General features: G+C 63.0%; 20 protein-coding genes. 15 read left to right on the forward strand and 5 right to left on the reverse strand.

Going from position 1 to position 18,033, the window contains the following annotated elements:
- Positions 1–34 precede the first annotated feature (34 nt).
- The 4 genes from lepB to recO all read left to right on the forward strand — a co-directional run bounded on the left by lepB (position 35) and on the right by recO (position 3,244).
- Positions 35–808 carry a signal peptidase I gene (lepB, locus tag DQG18_RS11180; protein ID WP_245958445.1) on the forward strand — a complete coding sequence of 258 codons (774 nt, stop codon included), beginning with the start codon at positions 35–37 and terminating at the stop codon, positions 806–808.
- Positions 805–1,512: a ribonuclease III gene (rnc, locus tag DQG18_RS11185; protein ID WP_116654348.1), complete on the forward strand. Its 708-nt coding sequence runs from the start codon at positions 805–807 to the stop codon at positions 1,510–1,512. The genes lepB and rnc overlap by 4 nt, the downstream gene beginning before the upstream one ends.
- Positions 1,509–2,408, forward strand: coding sequence for a GTPase Era (gene era, locus DQG18_RS11190; protein WP_116654349.1), 900 nt, complete (start codon positions 1,509–1,511; stop codon positions 2,406–2,408). Before rnc ends, era begins: the two co-directional genes overlap by 4 nt.
- Before the next feature lie 122 nt (positions 2,409–2,530).
- Positions 2,531–3,244 (forward strand): DNA repair protein RecO, encoded by a 714-nt coding sequence (gene recO / locus DQG18_RS11195; protein ID WP_116654350.1) that lies wholly within the window; start codon positions 2,531–2,533, stop codon positions 3,242–3,244.
- Between the two features lie 27 nt (positions 3,245–3,271).
- On the opposite strand, the gene DQG18_RS11200 is transcribed toward recO, so the two are convergent.
- Positions 3,272–3,682, reverse strand: a complete 411-nt coding sequence (locus tag DQG18_RS11200) for a VOC family protein (RefSeq protein WP_116654351.1) — start codon at positions 3,680–3,682, stop codon at positions 3,272–3,274.
- A gap of 135 nt (positions 3,683–3,817) precedes the next feature.
- On the opposite strand from DQG18_RS11200, the gene parC reads away from it, so the two are divergent.
- Entirely contained in the window at positions 3,818–6,079 is a 2,262-nt protein-coding gene (gene parC / locus DQG18_RS11205; protein ID WP_116654352.1) for a DNA topoisomerase IV subunit A, read from the forward strand.
- 212 nt (positions 6,080–6,291) lie between these two features.
- On the opposite strand, the gene DQG18_RS11210 is transcribed toward parC, so the two are convergent.
- The 4 genes from DQG18_RS11210 to hemB all read right to left on the reverse strand — a co-directional run bounded on the left by DQG18_RS11210 (position 6,292) and on the right by hemB (position 9,946).
- Positions 6,292–7,290, reverse strand: a complete 999-nt coding sequence (locus DQG18_RS11210) for an endonuclease/exonuclease/phosphatase family protein (protein WP_116654353.1) — start codon at positions 7,288–7,290, stop codon at positions 6,292–6,294.
- A 17-nt stretch (positions 7,291–7,307) separates the two neighbouring features.
- Positions 7,308–8,072 (reverse strand): arginyltransferase, encoded by a 765-nt coding sequence (locus tag DQG18_RS11215; protein ID WP_116654354.1) that lies wholly within the window; start codon positions 8,070–8,072, stop codon positions 7,308–7,310.
- Positions 8,073–8,153: 81 nt separating this feature from the next.
- The gene (locus DQG18_RS11220) at positions 8,154–8,672 is read right to left on the reverse strand and encodes an RDD family protein (RefSeq protein ID WP_157970113.1); all 519 of its coding nucleotides are present in this window, start codon (positions 8,670–8,672) and stop codon (positions 8,154–8,156) included.
- Between the two features lie 260 nt (positions 8,673–8,932).
- Positions 8,933–9,946, reverse strand: a complete 1,014-nt coding sequence (hemB, locus tag DQG18_RS11225) for a porphobilinogen synthase (protein WP_116654356.1) — start codon at positions 9,944–9,946, stop codon at positions 8,933–8,935.
- 325 nt (positions 9,947–10,271) lie between these two features.
- Here hemB and DQG18_RS11230 point away from each other — a divergent pair, with 325 nt between their 5' ends.
- The 10 genes from DQG18_RS11230 (at position 10,272) to nusB (ending at position 17,962) form a co-directional block, all read left to right on the forward strand.
- A complete protein-coding gene (locus tag DQG18_RS11230; RefSeq protein WP_116654357.1) occupies positions 10,272–10,661 on the forward strand; it encodes a DUF6163 family protein in 390 nt (129 codons plus the stop codon).
- Positions 10,662–10,960: 299 nt separating this feature from the next.
- A complete protein-coding gene (gene ldtR, locus DQG18_RS11235) occupies positions 10,961–11,470 on the forward strand; it encodes a transcriptional regulator LdtR (RefSeq protein WP_116654358.1) in 510 nt (169 codons plus the stop codon).
- A 252-nt stretch (positions 11,471–11,722) separates the two neighbouring features.
- Positions 11,723–12,991, forward strand: coding sequence for a L,D-transpeptidase family protein (locus tag DQG18_RS11240; RefSeq protein WP_116654359.1), 1,269 nt, complete (start codon positions 11,723–11,725; stop codon positions 12,989–12,991).
- Between the two features lie 26 nt (positions 12,992–13,017).
- Complete coding sequence (locus DQG18_RS11245; protein WP_116654360.1) at positions 13,018–13,212, forward strand: DUF6898 family protein; 195 nt, start codon at positions 13,018–13,020, stop codon at positions 13,210–13,212.
- A 97-nt stretch (positions 13,213–13,309) separates the two neighbouring features.
- The gene (gene glyA / locus DQG18_RS11250) at positions 13,310–14,614 is read left to right on the forward strand and encodes a serine hydroxymethyltransferase (RefSeq protein WP_116654361.1); all 1,305 of its coding nucleotides are present in this window, start codon (positions 13,310–13,312) and stop codon (positions 14,612–14,614) included.
- 15 nt (positions 14,615–14,629) lie between these two features.
- Positions 14,630–15,088 (forward strand): transcriptional regulator NrdR, encoded by a 459-nt coding sequence (nrdR, locus tag DQG18_RS11255; RefSeq protein WP_116654362.1) that lies wholly within the window; start codon positions 14,630–14,632, stop codon positions 15,086–15,088.
- Positions 15,085–16,197, forward strand: a complete 1,113-nt coding sequence (gene ribD, locus DQG18_RS11260; protein WP_116654363.1) for a bifunctional diaminohydroxyphosphoribosylaminopyrimidine deaminase/5-amino-6-(5-phosphoribosylamino)uracil reductase RibD — start codon at positions 15,085–15,087, stop codon at positions 16,195–16,197. The genes nrdR and ribD overlap by 4 nt, the downstream gene beginning before the upstream one ends.
- 189 nt (positions 16,198–16,386) lie before the next feature.
- On the forward strand, positions 16,387–16,995 hold the full coding sequence (locus DQG18_RS11265; protein ID WP_116654364.1) for a riboflavin synthase: 609 nt from the start codon (positions 16,387–16,389) through the stop codon (positions 16,993–16,995).
- Positions 16,995–17,474, forward strand: a complete 480-nt coding sequence (locus DQG18_RS11270) for a 6,7-dimethyl-8-ribityllumazine synthase (protein ID WP_116654365.1) — start codon at positions 16,995–16,997, stop codon at positions 17,472–17,474. The genes DQG18_RS11265 and DQG18_RS11270 overlap by 1 nt, the downstream gene beginning before the upstream one ends.
- Positions 17,475–17,476: 2 nt before the next feature.
- Positions 17,477–17,962 (forward strand): transcription antitermination factor NusB, encoded by a 486-nt coding sequence (nusB, locus tag DQG18_RS11275; RefSeq protein ID WP_116654366.1) that lies wholly within the window; start codon positions 17,477–17,479, stop codon positions 17,960–17,962.
- Positions 17,963–18,033 lie beyond the last annotated feature (71 nt).

The raw sequence follows: 18,033 nt of genomic DNA on the forward strand, positions 1-18,033 counted from the left end.
TCTCCCGTAACAGACTAGGAAGACGTTCAACATCATGAGCAGCCCGATGTCGGAGACCGAATCCAAAAAGAAAAAGTCCGGCAAGGGCGAATTGCGCGAGACGGTTGTCGTGATCGTCCAGGCGCTGCTCATCGCGCTCGTCTTCCGCACCTTCGCGTTCGAGCCCTTCTCGATCCCCACCGCCTCGATGCAGTCCAATCTCATGATCGGCGACTACATCCTTGCGTCCAAATATTCCTACGGTTATTCGCGCTATTCTCTGCCCTTTACAGAAGTGCCATGGCATGGCCGGATTTTCGGCAGCGAGCCCGAGCGCGGCGACGTGGTCGTCTTCCGCCCGGTCCCGCAGCGCGAAAATTACGTCAAGCGCGTCATCGGCCTGCCGGGCGACCGCATCCAGGTCACAGGCGGCATCCTGCACATCAATGGCGAACCGGTGGAGCGCGAACTGGTGGGGCAGACGCAGGACCGCGACAGCAATTCGACGACCCTGCCGGTCAATATCTACCGCGAGACGCTGCCCAACGGCACGAGCCACATCATCCAGGAAATTTCCGATAACGCGCAGTTCGACAACACGCAGGAATATGTCGTGCCCCCCGGCCATTTCTTCATGATGGGGGATAATCGCGACCGCTCGCTCGACAGCCGCTCGCTTTCGAGCGTCGGCTTCGTGCCGTTCGAGAACCTGATCGGCAAGGCCGAGTGGCGGTTCTTCTCGATCGAGGACAACATTCCGCCCTGGCAGATCTGGCGCTGGCCGGGCAATGTCCGCCTCGACCGCATGTTCACCTCGATCTACCAATGAGTCTCCGCGCGCGCGACCGGGAACAGCTTGAACAAAGACTGGGTTACCAATTTCAGGACCCGGTCCTTCTGGCGCGCGCGCTCACCCATTCGAGCGCGGTGGCGCCCTCGCGCCGGACCTCGGAATCCTATCAGCGTCTCGAATTTCTGGGTGACCGCGTGCTGGGTCTCGTCATCGCCCACATGCTCTCCGAGCGCATGCCCAAATCCAATGAGGGCGAACTTTCACGTACCCTCAACAGCCTCGTGCGCAAGGAGACCTGTGCCCGCGTCGCGCGCCGGCTCGGGCTTGGGCCGTTCCTGCATCTGGGAGAGAGCGAAGCGCGCACCGGCGGCGCCGAGAAGGACGCCATCCTTGGCGACGTCTGCGAAGCGGTGATCGGCGCGATCTATGCCGATGGTGGGCTCGACCCGGCCTTCACCTTCGTTACGCGCATGTTCGGGGACAATCTCGATGTGACGCAAGCCCGCCGCGCCGACGCCAAGACAGCCCTTCAGGAATGGGCGCAGGCGCAGGGGCTCGAACCGCCCAGCTACATCGAAACCGCCCGCAGCGGCCCGGATCACGCCCCGGTTTTCACCATCTCGGTTTCGGTGCGCGGCTACGAGCCTATCACTGCGACCGGCAACTCGAAAAAACTGGCCGAACATCAGGCCGCCGAAAAATTCCTCGTCCGCGAGGATGTCTGGAGCCATCCCCAATGACTGCCCCAACCAAATGCGGATTCGTTGCCCTGGTCGGCGCGCCCAACGCCGGCAAGTCGACGCTCCTCAACGCGCTGGTCGGCACCAAGGTGTCCATCGTCACCCACAAGGCCCAGACCACCCGCGCGCAGGTGCGCGGCGTCGTGACGATCGAGGAGACCCAACTGGTCTTCATCGACACCCCCGGCATCTTCGCCCCCAAGCGCCGCCTCGACCGCGCCATGGTCCAGTCCGCCTGGACCGGGGCAGGGGATGCCGATATGGTCGCGTTGATCATCGATGCCAAAAAGGGCCTTGCCCCCGATGTCGAAGCCCTGCTCGAAGGCCTCGAAAACATCCGCCAGCCCAAGGTGCTGGTCATCAACAAGGTCGACACGGTAAGGCGCGAAACGCTCCTCAAGCTCTCCGAGGCGCTCAACGAAAAGGGGCGTTTCGAGGCTACCTTCATGATTTCGGCGCTGAAGGGCGATGGCGTGGCGGACTTCACCAACTGGTGCATCGCAAACGCGCCCATGGGCGAGTGGCATTTCCCCGAGGAGCACCTGACCGACCTCACCCTTGCGCTAACCGCCGCCGAGGTCACGCGCGAAAAACTGTTCCTGCGGATCCACGAGGAGATCCCCTACAACGCCACCGTCGAGACCGAGAGCTTCAAGATCCAGCCCGACGGTTCCTACCGCATCGATCAGGTCATCTACGTCACCCGCGACACCCACAAGAAGATCGTTCTAGGCGCCAAGGGGCAGGCCATCAAGGCCATCGGGGCCGAAGCCCGCGCCGAGATGATCGAGATGTTCGAGACCCCGGTACATCTCTTTTTGTTTGTAAAGGTCCGTGCCAACTGGGCTGACGACCCCGAACGCTACCGCGAGATGGGGCTGGACTGGACGAAATAAAGAAAGCACGGTGTTCGTAGCGGGGGAGGGGCGGAAATTGTCGTTTCTCCAATGTCATTCCGGGACTTGTTCCCGGAATCCATGAGCCCCACGCTCCGAACCCTCAAGTCGGAAACGCAAAGATGGAATGGTCCGCCGAAGGGCTCATCATCGGCGTCAGGAAACACGGGGAAACCAGCCTCATCCTCGAAACCATGATCCCGGGCAGGGGGCGCTGGATGGGGCTCGTGCGCGGCGGTCGCAGCCCAAAACAGGCCGCCTTTCTTCAACCCGGCAACTCCGCCCTCCTCACCTGGCGGGCGCGGCTCGAAGACCATCTGGGCATGTTTACCGCCGAGGCCACCCGCCTGCGCGCCGCCGAAATGCTCAGTGACCGCAAGCGGCTCTATCTCGGCCAGCTTCTCGCCGATCACCTTCGGCTCCTACCCGAACGCGACCCTCATGATGTACTGCTCGAAGGCGTCGTCTCGCTGCTCGATACCCCGTGCAGCCCCGCTGAACTCGGCGCGGAACTGGCCCGTTTCGAGCTTTACCTGCTCGAAGAGCTCGGTTTCGGCCTCGATCTTCAATCTTGCGCCGCGACCGGTGCGCTCGATGACCTTACCTACGTCTCTCCTCGCACGGGCCGGGCGGTCTCGGCGCAAGCCGCCGAACCTTACCGCGACCGCCTCCTGCGCCTCCCCGCCTTCCTGCGCTCGGAAACCGAACCCGGCCAGGGCGACATCGACGCCGCCTTCCGCCTTACCAGCCACTTCCTCGACCGCCACGTGTGGGCAGCACGCGGAATAGCCCCTCCCGCTACCCGCGAGTGGCTGGTTGGGGTGCTGGCGGGGTAAGTGTGTCCGACTGGCATCGCTGCCCCCTCACCCCTCCGGCAACGCCGACATATCCATGTAAACGGACTCGAACACGTGTCCGTCCGGATCCTCGAAGGCACGTGAATACATGAAGTCCAGATCCTGCTTGTCCTGCACATCGGCTTTCCCGCCGGATTTCCCCGCCATTTCGGTGATGGCGTCGACTGCATCCCGGCTGTCGAGCGAGATGGCGAAAAGTGCGCCCACCGCTTCCCTGGCATTTGCCAGCGGCTTTTTCGCAAAAGTGGAAAAATATGCGTGCTTGAGCAGCATGAAGGTGATGGCCTCCGACCAGACCATCGAGATGGCACTGTCGTTGCTGAACTGCTCGTTCTTCTCGAAGCCGAGCGACCTGTAAAACCGCTCGGATGCTGCAAGGTCCGCGACCGGCAGGTTGATGAAAATCATCTTCGTCATTATCTCGTCTCCTGAACCTGAGGCATTTGCCACCATTCAATGACGATGGAGCTGGCCGGTTCCCGACAGTGAAGCGTCGCCTGCCCCGACCGTCTATACTCCCAACTGATTCGATGACCCGACCAAGGATGGCCGATGGCCGAGATTATGGACCCGCCCGGTGAGCAAGATCGCATTGTCGATCTGAAGGCCGCGCTCGAGGAGCGCTATCTTTCCTACGCCATTTCCACCATAACCCAGCGCGCGCTGCCCGATGCGCGGGACGGGTTGAAGCCCGTCCACCGCCGCATCCTGCACGCTATGCGGCTTTTGAAGCTCGATCCGGGGCAGGGGTACAAGAAATCCGCCCGTATCGTGGGTGACGTCATCGGCAAGTTCCACCCGCACGGCGACCAGTCGGTCTATGACGCGCTGGTGCGTCTGGCGCAGGATTTTGCCGTGCGCTATCCGCTGGTCGACGGGCAGGGTAATTTCGGCTCGATCGACGGCGATGGTGCGGCTGCCATGCGCTACACCGAAAGCCGCATGACCGAGGTTGCGGGCCGCCTTCTCGAAGGGATCGCCGAGGACGCGGTCGATTTCCGCCAGACCTATGATGGCGAGGATTCCGAACCCGTCGTCCTCCCCTCCAATTTCCCCAACCTGCTCGCCAACGGGTCGAGCGGCATCGCGGTGGGCATGGCGACGTCCATCCCGCCCCACAACGTCTCCGAACTCTGCGACGCCGCCCTCCATCTTCTGATGGAGCCCGACGCCTCAGCCGCGGACCTCATGCGCTTCGTTCCGGGCCCCGATTTCCCTACCGGCGGTATCATGGTCGATGATCCGGCGGGCACCGAACAGGCTTATGCGACTGGCCGGGGCTCGTTCCGCGTCCGGGCGCGCTGGCACCGGGAGGACAAGGGCAGGGGCGTCTATCAGATCGTCATCACCGAAATCCCCTATGGCGTGCAGAAATCCCGGCTCGTCGAAAAGATCGCCGAACTTCTCCTCGCCCGCCGCCTGCCGCTTTTGAAGGACGTGCGCGATGAGAGCGCCGAAGACATCCGCCTCGTCCTCGAACCGCGCGCCGGCAATGTCGATCCTACCCTCCTGATGGAATCGATGTTCAAGCTCACCGAGCTTGAGGCCCGCGTTTCGCTCAACATGAACGTGCTCGACAAGGGGCTCGTCCCCCGCGTCATGAGTCTGGGTGAGGTCATCAAGGCATGGCTTGAACACCGCAAGGAGGTCCTCGTCCGCCGTTCGCGCTACAGGCTGGGCCAGATCGAGCATCGGCTCGAAGTCCTCGGCGGCTATCTCATCGCCTATCTCAACCTCGATGAAGTCATCCGCATCATCCGCGAGGAGGATGACGCCAAGGCCGAACTGATCGCGCGCTTCAACCTCACCGACGTGCAGGCCGAAGCGATTCTCAACATGCGCCTGCGCAGCTTGCGCAAGCTCGAGGAAATCGAGATCCGCACCGAGTTCGACAAACTCACGAAGGAAAAGGAGCATCTCGAAACCCTGCTCGGCTCGGAAAAGCGCCTCTGGGGCGAGGTCCGCAAGCAGGTCGAGGCGCTGAAGACCGCCTATCCCAAGGCCAACCCCGACGGCACCCCGCATCCGCTCGGTGCTCGCCGCACCGAATTGGCCGCGGCGCCCGAGGCCGATCTTGCCGAGATCGAAACCGCGATGATCGAGCGCGAGCCCATCACCGTGATCCTTTCCGAAAAAGGCTGGATCCGGGCGCTCAAGGGCCACAACAACGACGTCTCCGCCCAGAGCTTCAAGGCCGATGACCGGCTCATGCTTTCGCTCACCTGCGAGACGACCGACAAGCTGCTGCTGCTCACCACCGGCGGCAAGGTCTATACGCTGGGGGCCGACAAGCTCCCCGGCGGGCGCGGGCACGGCGAGCCGGTGCGCATCATGGTCGACATCGAGGAAGGGCAGGACATCGTCACCCTCTTCGTCCACCGCCACGGCGCCAGGCGTCTCATCGCTTCCGATATCGGCAACGGCTTCATCGTTTCCGAGGACGAGATGATCGCCAATACCCGCAAGGGCAAGCAGGTCCTCAACGTCTCCGCCCCCCGCGAGGCGAGCCTGTGCGTGCCCGCCGAAGGCGACATGGTCGCGGTGGTCGGCAAAAATCGAAAGCTCCTGGTCTTCCCCCGCGACCAGCTCCCCGAAATGTCGCGCGGCAAGGGCGTGCGCCTGCAAAAATACAAGGATGGCGGTATTTCTGACGCACGGCTTTTCTCCTCCGCCGACGGCCTCACCTGGACCGACAGCTCAGGCCGCACCTACACCAAACCCATGGACGATCTCCGCGACTGGCTGGGCGAAAGAGCACAAGCCGGCCGCCAGGTGCCAACGGGCTTCCCGCGGAACAACCGGTTCGTGGGGTAGCATCGCAGGCCCCCTCATCCGACCTCCGCTTCGCTCCGGCCACCTTCTCCCACGAGGGGAGAAGGGGAGCCGTGGCGCAACCATACGAGCCCCCCTCTCCCCTCGCGGGACTTCGAGGCGGTGGCGCAGCCACCAATCGCTCCAGTGGAGCGATTGGAGCTGAAGAAGGGTTGGGGGTGAGGGGGCAGCGATGCCAGTAGCAGCCTCCGCACCTAAACATCCCCCACCGAAAACCGCAAAATAATCGGCAAATGATCCGACCCGCTCGGCTCGCCGCGCTCGATCTCGTGCACAGATATCCCGCCCCGGCTCATCACATGGTCGATGGGCAGGAAGGCCGGGGTCCAGCGCCAGCCGCGCAGATAGTACCAGAGCTTTGGAAAGGTCGGCAGGTTGAAGGTGTGCCGCGTCAGCCCGGCCTCGGTGACGAACCGGCGCAAGGCGTAGGACCATGGCGTCGAGTTGAAATCGCCCACCAGCATCAGCGGCAGTGCCACGGTTGAAAGCGCATCGCGCAACGAGGCGAACTGTTCGGCCTGCCGGGTCACCGGCGCGGGCCAGTCATGATGGGTGGTCGCCAGCGCGAAGGGCGCGCCGTCCTCGGGCGCGAACCCCACGACGATCCGCGCGATCCGTTCCGGGTTGGCAATGCTGGGCGAACACGCATCCTCGCTCAGCGGCTCGAAGGCGAACTTGCTGTATAGCCCCACGAAGGCCCGCTGCCCGCCCGCGCAATACTGGAAATGGACGTAATGCCCGGCCAGTGCCGGGTGAATGGCGCGCCGCACCTCGGGGCTGTATTCCTGCAGCGCCACGATATCGGCATCGGTCGCGATGATATAATCGGCCAGCACATCGGGCTCGGAATTGCGCCCGAAGACGTTGAACGTCATTAGGGAATAGACTGGCCGATCGACGGGCAGCGGCGCGTGGCGCACGGCGAATCCGTCGACGAATTCTGGCACATAGGTCATCGCCGAGGCCGCGAACCCGGTCGCCGCAATCGCCAGCGTCAGCGGCCGCAGAAGGCGGGTCCGGACGAAAAAGCCGCAAAACAGCATCGCGGCCAGCAAACCGTAGAACAGCACCGGCTGGGCGTGGTTGAAAAGATCGGCAACCGGATGGGCAAAGCCCAGCACGGCCGTAACGGCCATGGCGCCCAGCAACAGGCATCCGGTGAAATAAAGCCCCGCAACGATCCCCGGCAGCAATGACGTCTCCCGTCGCCTCACGCGCCGCCGTCGCCCGGCCCGGCTGGAGCATCGAGCGCGATCCACCCGCGCGCGCCGCGTTGTACTTCGAGCGGTTGGAAGCTGGCCTTGTAGGCCATCTTGGGCGAATTGTGCACCCAATATCCCAGATAGAGATAGCCATTGTCCGCGCTGACTCGCGCGATGTGATCGAGGATCATGAAATTGCCCAGCCCGCGCCTGGGCAGCGCCGGATCGTAAAAGCTGTAAACCATGGAGAGCCCGTCGGGCAGCACATCGGTCAGAACCGCCGCCACCAGTTGCCCCGCATCGCCATCGGGCCCGTTTTCGGACAGCCGGTATTCCACAAGCTGGGTCTGCACGGGCGTGTCCTCGACCATGAATTCATAGTCGAGATAGCTCATCTGCGTCATCCCGCCATCGGCGTGCCGCGCATCGAGATAGCGCCGGAAAAGCCCGTACTGTTCGGAGGTCGCAATCGGCGGGACCGCTTCGGCGCGCACATCGGCATTGCGCCGCAGGATGCGCCTGTACCGCTCCGAAGGCGTAAAGCGCGCCGCGACCACGCGGATGGACTGGCATGCGTCGCAATCGAGACACGCGGGGCGATAGATGAGGTTCTGGCTGCGCCTGAACCCGTGATCGGACAATAGCTGGTGCAGCGCCCCCGCGCGGCGGCCCGAAAGATGGGTAAAGAGTTTTCGCTCCTGCCGCCCCTCGAGATAGGGGCAGGGCGAAGGCGCGGTCAGGAAGAACTGGGCACTTTCTGGCGTATGGTCCATAAGGGCTCACTCACAGGGCTGCGCGGGCTCCGGCGCATGCCGAGTGTATCCTTGCCATGGGACGTGTGCAACGCGCTCGCTTCAAGCGTTCTGGACACGATGGTGGCGCCAGTGCCGCTCCATCGGCGAGCGTCGTACCATCAGCACGCCCAAAAGAATATCGTGGAGCAATTGCCGCCGGTTGGTGATGAGACCCACGGCCAGAATGAATGGGGTCAGCAGCGAGCAGGTCGCCCAGAACGCCACCACATGCAGCATCGCCATCCAGCCGTCGAGCGGCGCGTCGCGGGTGGGCGTGAGGACGATATCCATGGCCCGCATCCCAAGCGTCGCCCGGGAGGGCGAGCCCAGAGTCACCGCGTAATAGGCGATGAACACCACGGGAACCATCACCGGAATACTGAGCCACGCCAGGCCGAGCGTGAAGATTCCCAGAACGCCCGCGACGATCGAAAGCACGACGATCAGGATCGACATGACGACGCAATCGATCACAAACGCCAGCACCCGCCGCGTCAGGATCGACTCGAACAACTCCGGCGAAGCCGCCGGATTGGGCAGATCGTCACGCACAATGCGTCCAAAGAAATCAGTGGCCATGGCCGGTGCTCCCCAATTCTCCACGGAGATCGTGATTGGCCTGGGCGATGACAAGGGGAGGGGTGCAAATTCCCTTAAGGCAAGTGGCGAACACCGCTGCCCCCTCATCCGACCTTTCGCTTGCGCGAAAGCCCACCTTCTCCCACGAGGGGGAGAAGGGTACTCCGTGGGTGTTTCGGCTCTTGAGCCCCCCTCTCCCCTCGTGGGAGAGGGGCTGGGGGTGAGGGGGCAGCGATGCTGCCGCAACCCCGTCCTCAAGCCTACCCGTTCAACTTCCGCGCCATCTCCAGCGCGAAATACGTCAATATCCCCGAACACCCCGCCCGCTTGAATGCCATGAGGCTTTCGGCCATCGCCGCCTCGCGGTCGATCGCACCGGCCTCGGCAGCAATAGCGATCATGGCGTACTCCCCGCTCACCTGATAGGCAAAGACCGGCACGTCGAACCGGTCCTTTATCAGCCGGCAGATGTCGAGATAGGGCATGCCGGGCTTGACCATGATCCAGTCCGCGCCTTCAGCAAGATCCTGCTCCACTTCGCGGATAGCGTCTTCGGCGTTGGCCGGGTCCATCTGGTAGGTGAGCTTGGAGCCCCTTAGCCGCGCGCCCGAGCCGACCGCGTCGCGGAACGGCCCATAGAACGCCGAAGCGTATTTGGCGGCGTAGGAAAGGACGATCGTCCTCTCCAGTCCTTCCCCGTCCAGCACCGCGCGGATCGCCCCGATCCGCCCATCCATCATGTCCGAGGGTGCGATGACGTCGGCGCCGGACTGCGCCTGCACCAGCGCCTGCCGGGTAAGGATCTCGACCGTCTCGTCGTTGAGGATTTCCTCGCCCGCCATCACCCCGTCATGCCCGTGGGTGGTGTAGGGATCGAGCGCCACATCGGCCACCAGCCCGATTTCCGGCACCGCATCCTTGATGGCCGAGAGCGCCCGGCACACGAGGTTATCGCGGTTGAGCGCTTCCTTGCCATCCTCACTGCGCTTGTCTGCCGCCGTATTGGGAAACAGCGCCACGGCTGGAATGCCCTCGGCCCGTGCCGCCTTTGCCGCCTCGACCGCCAGGTCGATGCTCATGCGGCTGACCCCCGGCATCGTCTTTACCGGCTGCTGTTCGTTCTGCCCTTCGATGACGAAGATCGGCCAGATCAGGTCCCCCGGCGTCAGCACGTTCTCGCGCACGAGATCGCGGCTCCATCCCGTCATGCGCGGCCGCCGCAGCCGCCTGCCGCCCAGAAAGTCCAGATCGTATTTTTGTCCGTTCCCGCTCATGCCGTGGTCCCATGCTGTTGGCTGGCCCCTGTTTACCAGCGGCGCGTACAAGGCGCAAAGCGGCAAAAGGTGCACGCCGGCGTTTGCCGCTGGTATTGCTGGCCCCCTCATCCGCCCCTTCGGGGCACCTTCTCCCATGAGGGGAGAAGGGGGTTTCGTGGATGTCTCGACTCTTGAGCCCCCTCTCCCCCTGTGGGAGAGGGGCTGGGGGTGAGGGGGTGCGATGCCAGCGGTAAACGCCGATGCCGACAGTCCAAGCATCGCCCGCACTTGCTCCCCCACCGCCATTCGCGTTAGCACAGTCTTCCTCGGGGGATTCTGCGATATGGACTTGGCAATCGAACCGGCCGGGCTCGCCGCCCGGATACTCGCCATCCTCAGCCTCGTGATGGGGCTGGGCGATGCCGCGCATCTTTTAGGCGTGTGGAGCGGCCCGCAAAGCCCGCTCACCGCCTTTGGCGTCACCGGCTTTGCGCTGCTCGCCATTCTGGCCGCCGCCCGGCTCTTTGCCGCGCTCGGGCTCTGGCTGCAGGTGCAATGGGGAGCGGTCCTTCTGGCCGCGGCGCTGGTTGTCGAACTGGGTGCGGTCCTTCTGGGCAACGGCCTTGTTACCATGACTTTGTACAGCTTTATCTTCAAACTTGCTGTCTTGCTGGCAACCTTTGCGCTGCTCGCCATGAGCTGGTTTATGACCCGCAGGCACGCCGCCGACTGACCGTCGAGCCCCTTCAGGGGACAAACCGGCCCCTCCGCTATCCACAGTTTTTCCACCCCGCCGGCCGCGCCGGAGCCCTTGGCACAAACGGCTTTCCCCGCAACGCGGCCCCTGTTGACGATCCGTAAAGGTTACGGTTTTCACAACCGGTGTAAGAAAGCAAAAACCAAAAAAACCCAAGTTTCTCCGTAAGATAAAGTTAAGCCTGTCTCTTAAACCGATCTTATGGCGCGGACGGTAGTTTGCCCTCACAGACACGGAAAACCGTGCTTAAAAAATACGACAGTGAGGCAGAACCAATGGCTACCAATCTCTCCGCCGCAAAGGCAGAACCGGCCGAACAGCATCGCAGCCTGAAGCCGGCCTATCTCGAAGCGGTGTCGCGGGTCGAACGGCTCCACCGCCGCCTGCTCGATCTTATCAAGGACGAGTTCGACCGCATGGGCTGGGACGACATCAACCCGGTCCAGGCGCTCCTGATGTTCAACATCGGGGACAGCGAGCTGACGGCAGGAGAGTTGCGCACCCGTGGCTACTATCTGGGCTCGAACGTTTCCTACAATTTGAAGAAGCTGGTCGAGACCGGCTATATCTTCCAGGAACGTTCGCGCACCGATCGCCGCTCCGTGCGCATCCGCCTGACCCCCAAGGGAGAGGAAGTGGCCGAGGTGATCGACGATCTTTATGAGCGTCACCTCAAGTCCATCGAGAAGGTCGGCGGTCTTGGCCAGGACGATTTTTCGGGCCTCAACACTGCCCTCTCGCGCCTCGAGCGCTTCTGGGTCGACCAGATCCTCTACAAGCTCTGATTCAGGGCCATGCCTATGTGGCAAGTCTGCCACATTCGTCCAGCAAACGCCGGCCTTTGCGCCGGCGTTTCTTATTTGCGCCGTAAACCCGTTTTAGCCCCGCCATTGACCGTATAAATAGCTCCGCTTCTCATGGATCTTTAACGAGTTTGCGTTCGGGTCACAGGACGGTGAGCGGCGTTGAGATCAGATCAAACCTGGTGCACAACTCATCGTGCTGCACCGAACCGATGCGACAGGGCAAGAATACCAATGGGTGACTTTTCCAAGACCAACCGGCGCACCGCGCTCAAGACCATTGCGGGCCTTGCGGCCGCCGCGGCCTTTCCGATGCCGGCGATCGCGCAGGAAGGTCTTCTGGAATCCTTTGCCTCCAGCCGCGTGCTGCGCGATACCGACCGCGAGGCCAATTCCCGCATCGCGATGGACGCCATCGGCGGTCCCGATCCCATCGTTTCGCTCGATACCGAATATAACCTCCAGCGCGTCGCCGAATATTATCAGCGGCTGACCGCGATGGGCGGCTGGCCCGAGCCCCCCACCAGCGTCTACAACCTCGTGCTCGGCAACAACCGCAGCCAGGTCCGCGACCTGCGCGAATATCTGATCTACACCGGCGACCTTCCCCGCGAGGCCGGGGTCAGCAACATGTTCGATTCCCAGGTCGATGCCGCCGTCCGGGGTTTTCAGGCCCGCCACGGCCTGCAGATCAACGGCAAGGTGGACGAGATCACCTACTGGACGATGACGGTGCCGACCGCCGAGCGCCTGCGCCAGATCGAGCTCAACCTCGAGCGTGTCCGGGGGCTGGAAGGCAAGCTCACCGACCGCTACGTCAACGTCAACATCCCCGCCGCAACCATCGAGGCGGTCGAGGGCAAGCAGATCCACCAGCGCCACACCGCAGTCGTGGGCCGCATTGACCGCCAGACTCCGATCCTGCGCAGCCGCATCCACGAGATCAATTTCAATCCCTACTGGACGGTGCCCAAATCGATCATCCAGCGCGATATCATCGCGCTGATGAACGAGGACCCCGAATATCTCACCACCTATAACATCCGCATCTTCGACGGGTACGGCAACGAAAAGCAGCCCTCCGAGATCGACTGGTCGACCGACGAGGCGGTCCGCTACACGCTCCGCCAGGACCCCGGTTCGGAAAATTCGATGGGGCACGTCAAGATCAACTTCCACAATCCCCACGCGGTCTATCTCCACGACACGCCCGACAAGGGCATCTTCTCGGAGAATCAGCGTTTCCATTCATCGGGCTGTGTCCGCGTTTCCCAGGTTGACGAATTCGTCTCGTGGGTCCTGCGTGACAATGGCTATGACATCGTCGCGGTCAATGCAGCGTTCGCTTCCGGCGAGCGGCTCGACGTTTCTGTACGCAATCCGATCCCGATCTTCACCACGTACTTTACCGCTTGGGCGAACCGCAACGGTGTCGTAAGCTTCCGCGATGACGTTTACGAGTTTGACAAGACCGGCAAGACAGACTTCCCCGAGATCGCCTGATTGTCGGGGCAGAGGCATGATTGCGCATGCCCGGTGAACGCCGCGAAGTCCTCTTCGAGTTCCGCCCCGCGGGCAATCAGATCCGCGTGGCGGCCATCGATGCGACGACCGGCATCGAAGTCATCGTCATCGCCCCCGTGAATACATCCCAGGCGCAGATGAAGACCGTTGCGCTCGCCAAGCTGCGCCGCCGGCTGGACCAGCAGGGCGATAAAGCCTGACCGTTTTATCTTTGCTTGGAATTGCCGCCCCCCTTGTGCTAATCGGGGCGCGCTTGCTTGCCATTCTCTGCAATTCTCAAAGGTCGAGGGTCCGCCAATGAGCGCCACCGGGACAACCCCGCTTTTTCCCGATTTCTTCACCCGCACCATCGCCGACCACGATCCCGTCGTCGCGCAGGCCATCGCGGATGAACGTGATCGCCAGCAGCACGAGATCGAGCTGATCGCTTCCGAGAACATCGTCTCGAAAGCCGTCCTCGAGGCGCAGGGCTCGGTGATGACGAACAAGTACGCCGAGGGTTATCCCGGCAAGCGATATTACGGCGGTTGCCAGTATGTCGATGTCGTCGAGAACCTCGCCATCGACCGGGCCAAGGAACTGTTCGGCGCCAATTTCGCCAACGTCCAGCCCAATTCCGGCTCGCAGATGAATCAGGCCGTGTTCCTCGCGCTGCTCCAGCCGGGGGATACCTTCATGGGCCTCGATCTCAATTCCGGCGGCCACCTCACCCACGGCTCGCCCGTCAACATGAGTGGAAAGTGGTTCAATGTCGTTTCCTACGGTGTGCGCCGCGACGACCATCTGCTCGACATGGACGAGATCGAGCGCAAGGCCCACGAAACCAGACCCAAGCTCATCGTTGCGGGCGGCACTGCCTATTCGCGCGTCTGGGACTGGAAGCGCTTCCGCGAGATCGCCGATTCCATCGGCGCCTGGCTCATGGTCGATATGGCCCACATCGCGGGGCTGGTCGCGGGCGGGGTTCATCCCTCCCCGGTCCCGCACGCCCATGTCGTCACCACCACGACCCACAAATCCCTGCGCGGCCCGCGCGGCGGCCTCATCCTCTCCAACGACGAAGAGATCGCCAAGAAGATCAACTCCGCCGTCTTCCCCGGCCTCCAGGGCGGCCCGCTGATGCACGTCATCGCCGCCAAGGCCGTGGCGCTGGGCGAGGCGTTGACCCCTGAGTTCAGGACCTATGCCGGGCAGGTCGTCGCCAACGCCCGCGCGCTGGCCGCAACGCTCATGGAAAACGGGCTCGATGTCGTCTCGGGCGGCACCGACAACCACCTGATGCTGGTCGATCTGCGCAAGAAGAACGCCACCGGCAAGCGCGCCGAGCAGGGATTGGGCCGCGCCTGGATCACCTGCAACAAGAACGGCATCCCCTTCGATCCCGAAAAGCCTTTCGTCACCTCCGGCATTCGTCTGGGCACCCCCGCTGGCACCTCTCGCGGCTTCGGCGAGGCCGAATACCGCGAGATCGGCGAATATATCGTCGAGGTGCTGGATGGGCTGCGCGAGGCGAATTCCGATGATGGCAATGCCGTTGTCGAGGCCGCCGTGCGTAAAAAGGTCAAGGCCCTGACCGATCGCTTCCCGATCTACCCGGTTTAACAGGCGGTCCGGTCCATGCGTTGTCCCTATTGCGGAAACGACGATACGCAGGTCAAGGATTCCCGGCCCACCGAGGATTCCAACGCCATCCGCCGCCGCCGCGTTTGCAGCGGCTGTGGCGGACGGTTCACGACCTTCGAGCGCGTCCAGCTCCGCGATCTCATCGTCGTCAAGAAGTCGGGCCGCAGGGTGCCCTTCGACCGCGAAAAGCTCTCGCGCTCGGTCTATACCGCACTGCGCAAGCGCCAGGTCGATCCCGAGATCATCGAACGCATGATTTCGGGCGTCGTGCGCCAGCTTGAAAGCCTCGGTGAGATCGAAGTCACCTCCGACCAGATCGGGGAATACGTCATGGAAGGGTTGAAGGGCCTCGACCACGTCGCCTTCGTCCGCTTCGCCAGTGTTTACAAGAATTTCGCCAAGACCGAGGATTTCCAGTCCTTTCTCAAGACGCTCGATGAGGACGCGGGGTGATCCCCCTTTCGGGCGATGACCTGCGCTGGCTCGATGCCGCCGCCCGCATCGCTCTTCCCTATCGCGGCACGACGGGCGAAAATCCCACTGTCGGCGCCATTATCGTTTCGCCCGATGGCGTCATGCTGGGCCGTGGCGTCACCGCCCCCGGCGGCCGCCCGCACGCCGAACCGCAGGCGCTGGCCATGGCCGGTGAAAAGGCGAGGGGGGCAACGCTCTATGTCACCCTCGAGCCCTGCAACCATTATGGCCGGACCCCTCCTTGCGTCGATGCCGTGATCGCATCGGGCGTTGGGCGCGTTGTCGTCGGCGCCACCGACCCCGACCCCCGCACCGCCGGAGAGGGCATCCAAAGACTCCGCGCCGCCGGAATTCCCGTAACCGTTGCTGACCGCCATGCCCCCAGCCAGGAACTTCACGAGGGCTTTTTTTCCCGCATCCAGCGCGGCCGACCCTTCGTCACCGCCAAGCTCGCCGTCTCCGCCGATGGCATGATCGGCCTAGCCGACAAGGGCAACGTCCCCATCACCGGCGCGGCGGCCCGACGCTGGACCCACATGCAGCGCGCCCTCTCCAACGCCGTGATGGTGGGCGGCCACACCGCCATCCTCGACCACCCGCGCCTTAACGTCCGCCTGCCGGGACTGGAAGACCGCAAGCCCCTGCGCGTTATCGTGCTGGCGAGGGAGCAGATGAATCATATTGCCAACCTTGATACTCAAGGCACTGTATTCATTATTGAAAATGGTGAACCTGAATCAGTTTCTCATCGGCATGAAGCCGTTGAATCGGTTTCCGACATCATTGAATCACCCTCTGACGATGGCCGGCCTAACCTTCTGGCGGGCCTTGAAAAACTCGGCCAACGCGGCATCTCCACCGTTCTCGTCGAAGGCGGCGCCAGGCTCAACGACGCCTTGCTCGACGCCGGCCTCATCGACCGCTTCCACCTCCTCGAAAGCAAAATCGAAATCGGCCCCCATGGCGTCCCCGCCACTGTTCACCCTTCCTTGCCACACCGTTTGACCCAACTCGGCTTCGCCCCGGTTGATAACCGCATGCTTGGGTGCGATAGACTGACCACGTTTGAAAACAAGCAGGATCAATAGGCGCGTTTTTACATCGCTGGCCCCCTCATCCGACCTTTCGCTACGCGAAAGCCCACCTTCTCCCACGAGGGGAGAAGGGGAGCCATGGGGCAACCATACGAGCCCCCCTCTCCCCTCGTGGGAGAGGGGTTGGGGGTGAGGGGGCGCGATGCTTCTGCAAACGCCGCAACCAAGAGAACAACCCAACCCATGTTCACCGGCATCATCACCGACATCGGCAAAATCCTCGAAATCGACGACCGCAATGACGGTCGCCGCATTCGCATCGGCACGGTCTATGACCCCCAGACCATCGATCTTGGCGCCTCGATCATGTGCGAAGGAATTTGCCTCACTGTCACCGACAAGGGCACCGACGCCGGAACCAACTGGTTCGACGTCTTCGCCGCCCGCGAAACCCTCGATGTGACGCGGGTAGGGGACTGGACTGTCGACCGCCGCATCAACCTCGAACGCTCCCTCAAGGCCGGTGACGAACTGGGCGGCCATATCGTTTCCGGTCACGTCGATGGCCTTGCCACGATCGTCGAGCGCAAGGACATCGGCGACCAGATTACCTTCGTCCTCGAAGCGCCCGCCGATCTTGCCCGCTTCATCGCCAAAAAGGGCTCGGTCGCGCTCAACGGAACCTCGCTGACCGTCAATTCCGTTGAAGGCAACAGATTTTCGGTGCACCTCATCCCCCACACGCTGACCGCGACAAACTGGCCGGACTACAAGGCGGGGGACGTGGTAAACCTTGAAGTGGACCTCATGGCGCGCTATGCCGCGCGCCTGCTCGAAACAAGGACGAACTGATGGCCTCTCACGGCGACGCCCTTTCCATCAAGCCCGGCGCGGCTTCCGGCCAGCATTATCTGATCGTGGAAGCCCGCTTTTACAACGACCTCGCCGACGCGCTCCTCGAGGGCGCGGCCAGCGCCTTTCAGGCCGCCGGCGCCACATGGGAAACAGTCACCGTTCCCGGCGCGCTCGAAATCCCCGCCGCTATCGCCATGGCCAGCGAATTGAAGGGCCCGCGCTACGATGGCTACGTGGCGCTCGGCTGCGTCATCCGCGGCGAAACCACCCATTACGAGATCGTCTCCAATGAAAGCGCCCGCGCCCTGATGGACCTTTCGGTCGCCGATGGCATCGCGCTGGGCAACGGCATCCTGACCGTCGAGAACGAGGAGCAGGCCTGGGCTCGGGCCCGCAAGTCCGATCTCGACAAGGGCGGTGGCGCGGCGATCGCCGCCATGACCATGGCCGCGCTCAAAAAGATGTTGGAAGGCTGACGATGGCCGATCCCCGCGAAATCCGGCAGGCCAACCAGCGCGGCTCCGCCCGCCTCGCCGCCGTACAGGCCCTCTACCAGATGGATATCGGCCAGCAATCGCTCGAAGACACGCTGAGCCAGTTCGAGAGCTTCCATCTCGGCCGCGAGGTCGAGGGCGAGCAGTACCTGCCCGCCGACGCCGACTATTTCCGCCATATCGTGCGCGGCGTCGTCGAGCAGCAGCTAAAACTCGACCCCATCATCGACAGCACCCTCCAGGGTGGCTGGCCGATGACCCGCATCGACGCAACCCTGCGCGCCCTCTTCCGCGCTGCCGTCTTCGAGCTCACCCAGCGCAAGGATATTCCCTTCAAGGTGGTCATCCGCGAATATGTAGACGTGGCCCTCGCCTTTTACGAGGACGAAGTCCCCGGCATGGTCAACGGCGTCCTTGACGCCGTGGCGCGGAAATATTCCGAAGACTACGAGGGGACGGCAAAGGGCTGAGGCCCCGCAACCCTCTTCCCCTCAGCTATCCCTAACTCTCCCGTCGCCTCCCGGGCAGCGCTATCGCATAG

This window comes from Pelagibacterium sediminicola, from assembly GCF_003390885.1.
Taxonomy (GTDB): Bacteria; Pseudomonadota; Alphaproteobacteria; order Rhizobiales; family Devosiaceae; genus Pelagibacterium; species Pelagibacterium sediminicola.

Excerpts from the sequence above, each read along its gene's own strand:
- hemB (WP_116654356.1), bottom strand. The coding sequence starts at position 9,946 with ATGAGCGGGAACGGACAAAAATACGATCTGGACTTTCTGGGCGGCAGG.
- DQG18_RS11265 (WP_116654364.1), top strand. The coding sequence starts at position 16,387 with ATGTTCACCGGCATCATCACCGACATCGGCAAAATCCTCGAAATCGAC.
- lepB (WP_245958445.1), top strand. The coding sequence starts at position 35 with ATGAGCAGCCCGATGTCGGAGACCGAATCCAAAAAGAAAAAGTCCGGC.
- DQG18_RS11200 (WP_116654351.1), bottom strand. The coding sequence starts at position 3,682 with ATGACGAAGATGATTTTCATCAACCTGCCGGTCGCGGACCTTGCAGCA.
- nusB (WP_116654366.1), top strand. The coding sequence starts at position 17,477 with ATGGCCGATCCCCGCGAAATCCGGCAGGCCAACCAGCGCGGCTCCGCC.
- DQG18_RS11270 (WP_116654365.1), top strand. The coding sequence starts at position 16,995 with ATGGCCTCTCACGGCGACGCCCTTTCCATCAAGCCCGGCGCGGCTTCC.
- DQG18_RS11215 (WP_116654354.1), bottom strand. The coding sequence starts at position 8,072 with ATGGACCATACGCCAGAAAGTGCCCAGTTCTTCCTGACCGCGCCTTCG.
- DQG18_RS11245 (WP_116654360.1), top strand. The coding sequence starts at position 13,018 with ATGCCCGGTGAACGCCGCGAAGTCCTCTTCGAGTTCCGCCCCGCGGGC.
- DQG18_RS11220 (WP_157970113.1), bottom strand. The coding sequence starts at position 8,672 with ATGGCCACTGATTTCTTTGGACGCATTGTGCGTGACGATCTGCCCAAT.
- glyA (WP_116654361.1), top strand. The coding sequence starts at position 13,310 with ATGAGCGCCACCGGGACAACCCCGCTTTTTCCCGATTTCTTCACCCGC.
- nrdR (WP_116654362.1), top strand. The coding sequence starts at position 14,630 with ATGCGTTGTCCCTATTGCGGAAACGACGATACGCAGGTCAAGGATTCC.
- recO (WP_116654350.1), top strand. The coding sequence starts at position 2,531 with ATGGAATGGTCCGCCGAAGGGCTCATCATCGGCGTCAGGAAACACGGG.
- rnc (WP_116654348.1), top strand. The coding sequence starts at position 805 with ATGAGTCTCCGCGCGCGCGACCGGGAACAGCTTGAACAAAGACTGGGT.
- DQG18_RS11240 (WP_116654359.1), top strand. The coding sequence starts at position 11,723 with ATGGGTGACTTTTCCAAGACCAACCGGCGCACCGCGCTCAAGACCATT.
- ldtR (WP_116654358.1), top strand. The coding sequence starts at position 10,961 with ATGGCTACCAATCTCTCCGCCGCAAAGGCAGAACCGGCCGAACAGCAT.
- parC (WP_116654352.1), top strand. The coding sequence starts at position 3,818 with ATGGCCGAGATTATGGACCCGCCCGGTGAGCAAGATCGCATTGTCGAT.
- era (WP_116654349.1), top strand. The coding sequence starts at position 1,509 with ATGACTGCCCCAACCAAATGCGGATTCGTTGCCCTGGTCGGCGCGCCC.
- DQG18_RS11230 (WP_116654357.1), top strand. The coding sequence starts at position 10,272 with ATGGACTTGGCAATCGAACCGGCCGGGCTCGCCGCCCGGATACTCGCC.